This window comes from Dyella sp. (genome assembly GCF_035508675.1).
Lineage (GTDB): Bacteria > Pseudomonadota > Gammaproteobacteria > Xanthomonadales > Rhodanobacteraceae > Dyella_B.
Genome location: NZ_DATJMN010000261.1, coordinates 1 through 9,442 on the forward strand (window position 1 = coordinate 1; position 9,442 = coordinate 9,442).

General features: G+C 62.7%; 9 protein-coding genes. 4 read left to right on the top strand and 5 right to left on the bottom strand.

Annotated features, from left to right (window positions below; all coding sequences use genetic code 11):
* The 5 genes from VMA74_RS13645 to VMA74_RS13665 all read right to left on the bottom strand — a co-directional run.
* A partial coding sequence (locus VMA74_RS13645) for a Ku protein (RefSeq protein ID WP_325367841.1) occupies positions 1–430 on the bottom strand: 430 nt, incomplete at its 3' end.
* A gap of 187 nt (positions 431–617) precedes the next feature.
* On the bottom strand, positions 618–2,150 hold the full coding sequence (locus tag VMA74_RS13650; protein WP_325367842.1) for a DHA2 family efflux MFS transporter permease subunit: 1,533 nt from the start codon (positions 2,148–2,150) through the stop codon (positions 618–620).
* A gap of 17 nt (positions 2,151–2,167) precedes the next feature.
* Positions 2,168–3,499 carry an HlyD family efflux transporter periplasmic adaptor subunit gene (locus VMA74_RS13655; RefSeq protein WP_325367844.1) on the bottom strand — a complete coding sequence of 444 codons (1,332 nt, stop codon included), beginning with the start codon at positions 3,497–3,499 and terminating at the stop codon, positions 2,168–2,170.
* Positions 3,496–5,007, bottom strand: coding sequence for an efflux transporter outer membrane subunit (locus VMA74_RS13660; RefSeq protein ID WP_325367846.1), 1,512 nt, complete (start codon positions 5,005–5,007; stop codon positions 3,496–3,498). The genes VMA74_RS13655 and VMA74_RS13660 overlap by 4 nt, the downstream gene beginning before the upstream one ends.
* A 100-nt stretch (positions 5,008–5,107) precedes the next feature.
* A complete protein-coding gene (locus VMA74_RS13665; RefSeq protein WP_325367848.1) occupies positions 5,108–5,407 on the bottom strand; it encodes a hypothetical protein in 300 nt (99 codons plus the stop codon).
* A 26-nt stretch (positions 5,408–5,433) separates the two neighbouring features.
* On the opposite strand from VMA74_RS13665, the gene tkt reads away from it, so the two are divergent.
* The 4 genes from tkt to VMA74_RS13685 form a co-directional block, all read left to right on the top strand.
* On the top strand, positions 5,434–7,479 hold the full coding sequence (gene tkt / locus VMA74_RS13670) for a transketolase (RefSeq protein WP_325367850.1): 2,046 nt from the start codon (positions 5,434–5,436) through the stop codon (positions 7,477–7,479).
* A 260-nt stretch (positions 7,480–7,739) separates the two neighbouring features.
* Positions 7,740–7,982, top strand: coding sequence for a hypothetical protein (locus tag VMA74_RS13675; protein WP_325367852.1), 243 nt, complete (start codon positions 7,740–7,742; stop codon positions 7,980–7,982).
* A 324-nt stretch (positions 7,983–8,306) separates the two neighbouring features.
* Complete coding sequence (locus VMA74_RS13680; protein WP_325367854.1) at positions 8,307–8,786, top strand: PA2169 family four-helix-bundle protein; 480 nt, start codon at positions 8,307–8,309, stop codon at positions 8,784–8,786.
* A gap of 310 nt (positions 8,787–9,096) precedes the next feature.
* Positions 9,097–9,442 (top strand): response regulator (locus VMA74_RS13685; protein WP_325367856.1); only part of this gene is annotated, 346 nt, incomplete at its 3' end.

Consider the following 9,442-nt stretch of genomic DNA (forward strand, 5'->3'; position numbering starts at 1 on the left):
TGATCACCACCCGCGCGATGCCGATCTTGCCGGTGCGCCGGAGTGTTTCGCGCAACAGTACGTAGCCCTTCTCGGCTTTCTTGCCGGGCACGAGAATGTAAGGCTTCTCGAAGTACTCCGGCCCGATGCTGGATGCGTCGACGAACGCTTCCACTTCCACCGATTCGCGGTTTTCGCTGGCGGCGGATTTGAGATCGTCCGGTTCGAGCACCACGTAGTTGCCTTTCTTGTACTCGAATGCCTTGACGATTTCCTTCCACGGCACTTCCTCGCCGGTTTCGGCATTGACGCGCTCGTAGCGCACCGGCGCCTTGTTGCGGCTATCCAGCATGCGAAAGTGCAGGTCGGTACCGCGTTCGCCCGACATCAGCGAAACGGGCACGTTCAGCAGGCCGAAGGCGAGGTTGCCGGTCCAGATGGGACGAGCCATGGCGGCCTCCATCGTGTGAGGATGGGTGCTTTATTCTGGATCGGGCGTGATGCCGGCGCCAACGCGCGGCAACGCTTCACTCGGTTCAAGCACGTGCATTCCCGGCTCCGTGTGCACGGCCATTTCCTGTCGCGCACCGTGATCCGCAAGTGAAAGAAAGATGTTACTGATGTATCGGCTTGTCGCATCAGCCGGCTTGGGCATTGCTGTGGAACGGCGGCTTTGCAAACCAGATCGCCACCATCGCAAACAGAAAGATGATGCTGAAACACCAGAACACGTCGTTGATCGCCAGTGTGTTGGCCTGCCGCGTCACGACCCGGTTCAGCGCGGCATAGGTCGAGCGGCCGTGAATGCCCAGTTGCTGCAGCCGATCAAGCCATTCGCTGGTGGCGCGTGCATCCATATGCGTGTGTTCAGTCAGCCTGGCATGGTGGTAGATGCTGCGATGGGTATACAGCGTGGTGCTGACGGCGGTGGCCACGCTCATGGCAATGGTGCGGAAGAAGTTGGCCAGGCCCGATGCGCTCGCGACTTTTTCCGGCGGCAGGCCGGAAAGAATCACCTGGTTCACCGGCACGAAGAACAGCGCGATGCCGCAGCCCATCACGAAGCGCGGCAATACCAGCTTGAAGTAGCTTGCGTCGGCGTTGAAATGCGCCATCCAGTACGAGCACGCGGCAAAGATCGCAAAGCCGAAGGTGATGATCAGGCGCATATCGAACTTGTGCTGGAACCGTCCCACCAGCGGCGACATGAAGATCGCCGGGATGCCGACTGGCGCCACCACGAAACCGGCCCAGGTAGCGGTGTACGACATCACCTCCTGCACCCAGTTGGGCAGCACCACGGTGCCGCCGAAGAACGAGAACATGCCGGTGAACAGGCAGAACACCCCGGCCGCGAAATTGCGGCGTTTGAACAGGTAAAGGTCCACGATGGGATGGTCGTGCATCAGCTCCCAGGCGATCAGGAAGATCAGGCATACACCGGCGATCAACGCCAGCGTCAGGATCATCTTGGACGAGAACCAGTCGTAGTCGTTGCCGTTGTCGAGCATGAACTGCAGGCAGCCTACGCCCACGGCCAGCAGGAACAGCCCCAGTCCGTCCACCTTCACCACCGAGGTCTTGCTTTCGCGCTCGCGCAACAGCGACCAAGTGATCAGCAGCGCGAACACGCCCACCGGAATATTGATGAAGAAGATCCACGACCAGTGGTAGTTGTCGGTGATCCAGCCGCCGAGGATCGGCCCGAAGATGGGCGCGACCACCACCACCATCGCCCATAGCGCCAGGGCGATCGGCCGTTTTTCGGGCGGATAGTTGTTGAGCAGCAGGGTTTGCGACAGCGGCACCATCGGGCCGGATACCGCGCCCTGGCAAAGGCGGAACACGATCAGCATGGTCATGCTGCGCGAAAAGCCGCACAGCGACGAAAACACCACGAACAGCAGCACCGACATGCTGAACGTTTTCACTTCGCCGAAGCGCCGCGCGATCGAACCGGTCAGCGGCTGCATCACCGCGCTGGCCATCGAATAGGCGCTGATCGCCATGGTGCCTTCGACGCGGCTGACGCCGAGGTTGCCGGAGATGGTGTAGACGGCCACGTTGACGATGGAGATGTCCAGCACCTCCATGAAGGTGGCCAGCGCCACCCCGGCGGTGAGCAGCACCAGCATGCCGCCGGTGAAGTAGGGTTTGGCGTCGTCAGCCATGCGCGGGCCTCAGGGCTTCAAGGCCCCACCGTATTGGCCAGGATGATCTGCTCGGCTTTCTCGTCCGCATCGTGCACCTCGCGTTCGTAGACGTCGGTACTCATCAACGGCTTGGTGTGCACCTGGGTCTGCAGCATCGTGCCCTGGCGGTTGTGCGTATCCACGTCGACGTCGGCGGACAGTCCGATCATCAGCGGATGCTGTTGCAGCTCCTTCGGGTCGAGCGAGATGCGCACCGGCAGGCGCTGCACCACCTTGATCCAGTTGCCGGTCGCGTTCTCGGCCGGCAGCAGCGAGAACGCGCTGCCGGTGCCGGCGTTGAAGCCCACCACCTTGCCGTGATACGTCGCATGCGAATAGATGTCGGTGGTGATCGTCACCGGCTGGCCGACGCGGATGTCCTGCAACTGGGTTTCCTTGAAGTTCGCATCCACCCACAGATCGGTGAGCGGCACGATGGTGAGCAGGTCCTGGCCCGGTTGCACGCGCTGCCCCACCTGCACCTGGCGGCGCGAGGCGATGCCGTCGATGGGGGAGACGATGGCGTCGCGATTGTTGTTGATCCACGCATTGCGGAATTGCGCGCGTGCCTGCACCACGGCGGGAAAGCTGCGCACGTCGGTACCGTCCACCTGCGCGTGCGCGGCGGCCGCCTGGTGTTCGGCCTGCTGCAAGGCGGCGTAGGCGGCGCGCATCTGGCGCCCGGCGTTGTACGCCTCTTCACCGGCCACGGCATGCGCGCTCACCAGCGGGAAACGGCGGTTGTATTCGTCGCGCTGCGTTTCGTATTGGGCGCGCCGCTGCGCCACCACGGCGTCCGCCTCGGCGGCCTGCTGGATGGCTTGCTGCGCATTGCGCACGGCCTGGGCAAGCTGGCCCTCGGCGCTCATCAGCGTCACTTGCGCGTCGGCGGGGTCGAGGCGCATCAGCACCTGGCCGGCACGCACTCGCTCGGTTTCGTCGACGGCGATTTCCACCACCGTACCCGGCACGCGCGAGGAAATGGTGACCAGGTTGCCGTGCACGTAGGCGTCGTCGGTGGTCTCGCGCTTGCTGAATACGAAGATGTAGAGCAGCAGCCAGACCAGTCCGGCAAGCAGCAGCACGCCGGCGATGATGCTCATCACGATGATGCGCTTGCGCTTTTTCTTGCGCTGCTGTTCGCCGTCCGGTTCTTTTTGCTGGTCCGCTTGGTCCTGCCTGTCTTGCTGTTGCTTGGGCTGTTCCTTGCCTTGGTCGTTTTGTTTCTCGTCCTTTTCGTCGCCGTATTTGTACAGGTACTTGTAGCGGTACCGGTATGCGCCGGGGGCTTCGTCGTCATGCTCGTGTTCGTCGTGCGTGGGGCTCATCGCGAGGCATCCTGTGCGGTGGGGCCGGCCGGTAGATCAGGGACGACGCGTTCGTGGTAGCCGCCGCCGAGTGCATAGATCAACGCCAGATTGGCCGTCAGCAGTTGGCTGCTTATTTGCACTTGCGCATCGCGCTGTTGCGCCAGTTGCATCTGCAGGCCGAGCCAACTGCGGTCGTCGTCCAGGCCTTGGCGGCGGCGCCGGTCGGCGCGCTGGTCTTGCGTGGCCACGTCGGCCAGTTGCCGGTCGGTCTGGATCTGTTGCGCGCGCAACTGTTGCAGCGTGGCGATCTGCTGCGCGACGTCGTGCGCCGCTTGCACGACGGTGCCGTTATAGATAGCGACCGCGTTGTCGAGTGCGGCCTGCTGGCTTTCCAGCTGCGCTTTCAGGCGACCGCCGCTGAAGATCGGCAGGCTTACCGAGGCGCCAAAGTTGCCGAGCCCGATGTTGGCGCGCGTGCCCGAACCTAGATCGGGAAACGCGCGCAGGTAGGCGCCCAGCGCCAACAGGCTTACGTCGGGATAGTAAGCGGCGCGCGCAGCGTCGATGCCTTTGACGGATGCTTCGATCTGCCAGCGGTTGGCGACGATGTCGGGACGCCGTCCGATCAGTTCCAGGCCGGCATAGGGCGGCACGTTGGTATCGGGAGCGGGCAGGGCGTGCGCTTGCAACGTGCCCAGTTCCTGCATGGAAACACCCGCCACTGCGGCAAGCTGCACCAGGTCGAGCGAGCTGGCGCCTTCCAGCGACGCGATGTTGCGTTGTTGCTCGGCAACGCGTGCATCGGCCTGATCGAGCAGTTGCGGATCGTCCAGCCCTGCATGCACGCGCAGCGCGACCAGCTTGCGGTAGGCGGCGGCATCTCGCGCGGCTTGCCGGGCCCATTGCAGCCGCGCCTGCTGGCTTTGCCAATCGAAATAGGTGCGCGCGACGTTGTAGTGCAGCGAGTTGGCCGCCATCGCGCATTCGGCTTTGGCCGCATTGGCCTGGCCAATCGCCTGTGCCACGGCGTCTTTCTGCTTGCCCCATACGTCCAGGTCCCAGCTGAACAGGGCGGCAGCAAGGCCGTCGTTGCTCCAACTGTGCTTGGTCGGAAGGCTGAGCTCTTGCGAGCCGCTGGCGCCGCCGCCGGGCTGCGCATGCGTGACCACTTTGCTGTAGGCGTGGGCGCCGCTCACGTAGCCGCGCACTTGCGGATTGAGCTGCGCCTCTTGCGTATCGACGGCGCGTTCCGCGGCGGTGTAGCGCGCCTGCGCCTGTTGCAGGTCGGGCGAGTCGCGCGTGGCCAGCGCCATCAGGCGATTGAGTTGGGGATCACCGTAGCGCTTCCACCATTGTTGCTGCGGCCAGTTCGCCGTGCCGGTCGGCGTGCCTGCCAGCGGCACGTGCGACCGCGGCGCGAACTGTGGCGGCCGTGCAGGGGGTGCACACGCGGCGATCAACGAAACACCGAGCAGAACCAGGCTTTCCTGCCGTAAGTGACGGCGCATCCGTTGCGCTGTCGCCATGCCGGTCACCATCAGTCGAACATGCAGAGGGAATTCATCGGAACTGGTGTTGAAGCGCGAAAGTAGCATCCGCTGGCGTGGTCAGGGTGTGACGGACACTTCAGGCGACACCGCCAACGCGCAGTGCCGTGTCGCGTGCATGAAGCGATGCCCTAATCTTCACTTCAGCCAAACCGGCTGCATCGCATGGTGCGCGTTCAAGCACGATGTGCACGTTATGCAGCGAGGTGATATCCGCATGGAGATCGATCACAAATGTGCGTATGGACCTTGCCAGTGCAAGGTCGCCCAGATGGACGGGTATTGCTGTGACCACTGCCGCGACGCGGAAAAGCTGCGCGGCCAGGGCACGCAATGCAGTTGTGGGCACGACGAGTGCACGGCTGCGCAGAGCAGCCACTGATCCCCATCGCACGATTACCGATCATGTCCCTGGAACTCGACCAGAAGTGCATCGACACGATTCGTTTTCTCGCCGTCGACATGGTGCAGAAGGCCGATAGCGGCCACCCCGGGCTGCCGCTTGGCGCTGCGCCCATGGCGTACGTGCTGTGGAATCGCCATCTCAAGCACAACCCGCTCAATCCGCAGTGGCCCGATCGCGACCGTTTCGTGCTGTCGGCAGGACACGGTTCGGCGCTGCTGTATGCCTTGCTGTTTCTGTACGGCTACGGCCTCACGCTGGATGACATTCGCCAGTTCCGCCAGTGGGACAGCAAGACGCCCGGGCATCCGGAACGCGGCCTTACTCCCGGCGTGGAGGTGACCACCGGGCCATTGGGGCAGGGCTTCGGCAACGCCGTCGGCATGGCGATGGCGGAAGCGCAGCTGGCGGCGCGCTACAACCGCGATGCCTACCTGCTGTTCGACCACTACACCTATGTGCTCGCCAGCGATGGCGACCTGATGGAAGGCGTGGCTTCCGAAGCGGCATCGCTGGCGGGCCATCTGAAACTGGGGAGGCTGATCGTCTTGTATGACGACAACCGCGTCACGCTCGCCGGCAGCACAGATGTGACGTTCTCGGAAAACCGCATCCAGCGTTTCAACGCGTACGGCTGGCACACCATCACAGTGGAGGACGGCAATGACCTCGGCGCGATCGACATGGCGATCAGCCAGGCGCGCCGCGAAGTGGCGCGACCCTCGCTGATCCGCGTGCGCACGCATATCGGTTTCGGTTCGCCCGAACAGGACAGCTACAAGGTGCACGGCTCGGCGCTGGGCGAAGAGAACGTGCGCAAGACCAAGCAAAAACTCGGCTGGCCGCTGGAGCCGGCGTTCCTGGTGCCGGACGACGTATTCGCCCACATGCGGCGCGTGGCCGAGCGCGGCCGCGAGCAAGAGCGTGACTGGACGCAGCAGCTGACCGAGTACCGCAACCACTATCCGGAGCTGTTCGAAGAGCTTGATACGCGCCTGCGCGCCGTCTTGCCGGAAGGGTGGGATGCGGATATCCCGGTGTTTCCTCCCGACGAGAAAGGGCTCGCCACGCGCGAATCCTCGGGCAAGGTGATGAATGCCCTGGCGCCGCGGCTGCCGGCGCTGGTGGGCGGCTCGGCCGATCTGGATCCTTCCACCAAGACCGCGTTGAGCGCATTCGGCGATTTCCGCCCGCCGCGCACCGGCGAAGCGGGCGAGCGCGAGCCCACGATCGAACACGGCGATTACACCGGCCGCAACATCCATTTCGGCGTGCGTGAACATGCCATGGGAGCGATCGTGAATGGCCTTGCCGCGCATGGCGGTTTCATTCCCTACGGCGCGACGTTTCTCACCTTTTCCGACTACATGCGGCCGCCGATCCGCCTGGCCGCCCTGATGGGCTTGCATGTGGTGCACGTGTTTACGCATGACAGCCTGGCATTGGGCGAGGACGGTCCCACGCATCAGCCGGTGGAACATCTCGCTGCGCTGCGTGCGATACCGAATGCGATCGTGATCCGCCCTGCGGACGCCAATGAGACGGCGGTCGCCTGGAAAATCGCGGTGGAAACACGCGACCGCCCGGTGCTGCTGGTATTGAGCCGGCAGAAGCTGCCAACGCTCGACCGCAGCCGCTATGCCGCGGCCGAAGGCCTGCGCCAGGGCGCCTACGTGCTGAGCGATCCACCTGGCGGAAAACCTGATCTGATCCTGATCGCCAGCGGCTCCGAAGTGCCGCTGATCCTGGCGGCGGCGAGCCGGCTCAGCGAAGCGGGGGTTGGCGTGCGCTGTGTGTCCATGCCTAGCCACGAGTTGTTCGAGGCCCTGCCACAAAGCGAGCGCAACCAGGTGCTGCCGCCGTCGATCGGCGCGCGGTTGGCGTTGGAGATGGGCGTGCCGCAGGGGTGGGAGAAGTACGTCGGCCCGCGCGGCGTCATGCTGGGTGTGACCCGCTTCGGGGCGTCGGCTCCGGGCGAAAAGGTCGTGCAGGAATACGGGTTTACGGTCGACCGGGTATGTACCGCAGCCCGGTCGCTGCTAAGTTGATGGCTGGAGGGGGGAGGGAACGGATGCGCTGAGACTTCGTTCAGTAAAACCCCGTTTCTGCAGGGTCTGGAGTGCGATTGTCAGGACTTATTCGGTTTTTGAAACATAGCTTTGACAATTACTCCACGAAATCTTGCATACAAGGGGATCAAGGTGAGGCTTGTAATCGTCAAATGAGATGCAGCTGGTCCGGCGATACACGATTACAGATCCACTTGGCACGACGCGAACCATTTCCATGTCACGTCAGGAGAAATCTCATGAATCGCACGACAATCGCTATTGCGGTCACCTGCCTGGGCTTTGCGCTCGGCGGCTGCGGCAATAATGGTAACAACGGCAACAATAATCCCAGCGCACCGGCCAATCCGGCCACGGCGCCGGCACCGGCCAAGCCCTCCACGGCCAGCAACCCGGCACCGGCGCATACGGCGCCCATGACGCCGCCAGCGATGAACGGTACGGCTGCAGCGCCGGCTACGCCGTCGACAGCCGGACACTGAGCGCAAGGCCTTTTCGCCTGACGTCATTTCGGCGAAAGCCCGTTGTTGTCCGGGAAAATTACCAACTCTCGCCGTAACGCTTAATACGTCGCCGTCCCGGCGAAGGCCGGGACCCTGCGATTTGCAAGGGCCAACGTCACTGGGCCCTGGCCTTCGCCGGGGCGACGAAGCGGTGGAATGGAATTTATCGGCGTGAATATGTTTGGGGCAGAACGAATCTTCCCCGCACAGTCATGAGCGCACGCCGAAAATTTTTACCTCGTTTCCGCCCGCCATGTACGCGCATGCATTCAAGATCAGCGCCCTGGCCTGGGGAGAATGCACATGAACGCGGACGGCGACATCAATTTGCTCAATGGCCTGATCGCGGCCACGATGGATAGCGCCCGGCATTACCGCAAGGTGGCGGCGAGTATCGGCCATCCCAGGATTCGCGCTTTGTTTGAGCATCTGTCAGTTCAGCGCAAGCTTATCGCCAAGCAATTGCAAGCCCAGCTGACGGCGATCACCGGCAATCCGCAGGGCGAAAGCATGACGAATGCGCACCACCTGCACGTGTTCGGCAATCTGCGCCATGTGATGGATTACGGTTATTGCGCATTGATCGACGAAGTGGAACGCGGTGAGGAACGCATCAAGGCGAAATACGAACGCGCGCTGCGGGATGAACGGCTTTCCAGGCTGACCCGCACTGTGGTCAAGAATGCTTATTCGGCGGTGCAGGAAGGCGGTGCCGATATGCACGCGTTGAAGCGTTATCCGCATGCGCAATACAGCCGCAGCGAACGGCTGCAGCAATGGTGAGCCAAGTAGTTGGTTGACGCGGCCTCAGCGATAAGGAGGTGTGTGCGGCGTAGGTGGCCGTGCTTCCTGGTGGCGTATGGCGCGATACGCACCGGCGAAAATGAAGGCTGCCAGCAGCAATACGAACACGGTCCAGCTTATTCGCTTCAACACCTGCCCCGGTAAAGGAACTGCCACGAAAACAGGTTAGTAAGTCTTGGGTCGGCCGATTGTGAACGCTTGTGCGCCTTTGACAAAAGTTGAAACACGCGTTGACCGAGCCTTCACATGTGTTGTCCTGGTTTTGGTTATCGTCGGCACATCAGGGGACATGTTCATTATCGGTTGCAATGACACCGCAGACTATTCGGTGATCGCTGACACTGGCATATATAAATTATCGGGTGGTGATGGCATGAAGACTGTTCTAATCGTGGATGACAATCGTGACGTACTGGAGCTGACGGCATACATGTTGGAGGACGCCGGCTATGAAGTGGTGGCGGCAGACGGTTCGGAGCAGGCCATGCAGGTGGCCTCGGTGCGCCCTGACATCGGCGTCGTGGTGACCGACCTCAATTTGAAGCGGGGAATGAGCGGGATCGAAATGGGCAAGGCTATGCATCAAGAAGGGCTCAGGTGCCCGATGATCGTCATGTCCGGCGCCAGCGAGCCGC

What these genes read in the sequence shown, in the direction of transcription:
- VMA74_RS13660 (WP_325367846.1), bottom strand. Translation starts at nt 5,007, where the DNA reads ATGGCGACAGCGCAACGGATGCGCCGTCACTTACGGCAGGAAAGCCTG.
- VMA74_RS13675 (WP_325367852.1), top strand. Translation starts at nt 7,740, where the DNA reads ATGAATCGCACGACAATCGCTATTGCGGTCACCTGCCTGGGCTTTGCG.
- tkt (WP_325367850.1), top strand. Translation starts at nt 5,434, where the DNA reads ATGTCCCTGGAACTCGACCAGAAGTGCATCGACACGATTCGTTTTCTC.
- VMA74_RS13680 (WP_325367854.1), top strand. Translation starts at nt 8,307, where the DNA reads ATGAACGCGGACGGCGACATCAATTTGCTCAATGGCCTGATCGCGGCC.
- VMA74_RS13650 (WP_325367842.1), bottom strand. Translation starts at nt 2,150, where the DNA reads ATGGCTGACGACGCCAAACCCTACTTCACCGGCGGCATGCTGGTGCTG.
- VMA74_RS13655 (WP_325367844.1), bottom strand. Translation starts at nt 3,499, where the DNA reads ATGAGCCCCACGCACGACGAACACGAGCATGACGACGAAGCCCCCGGC.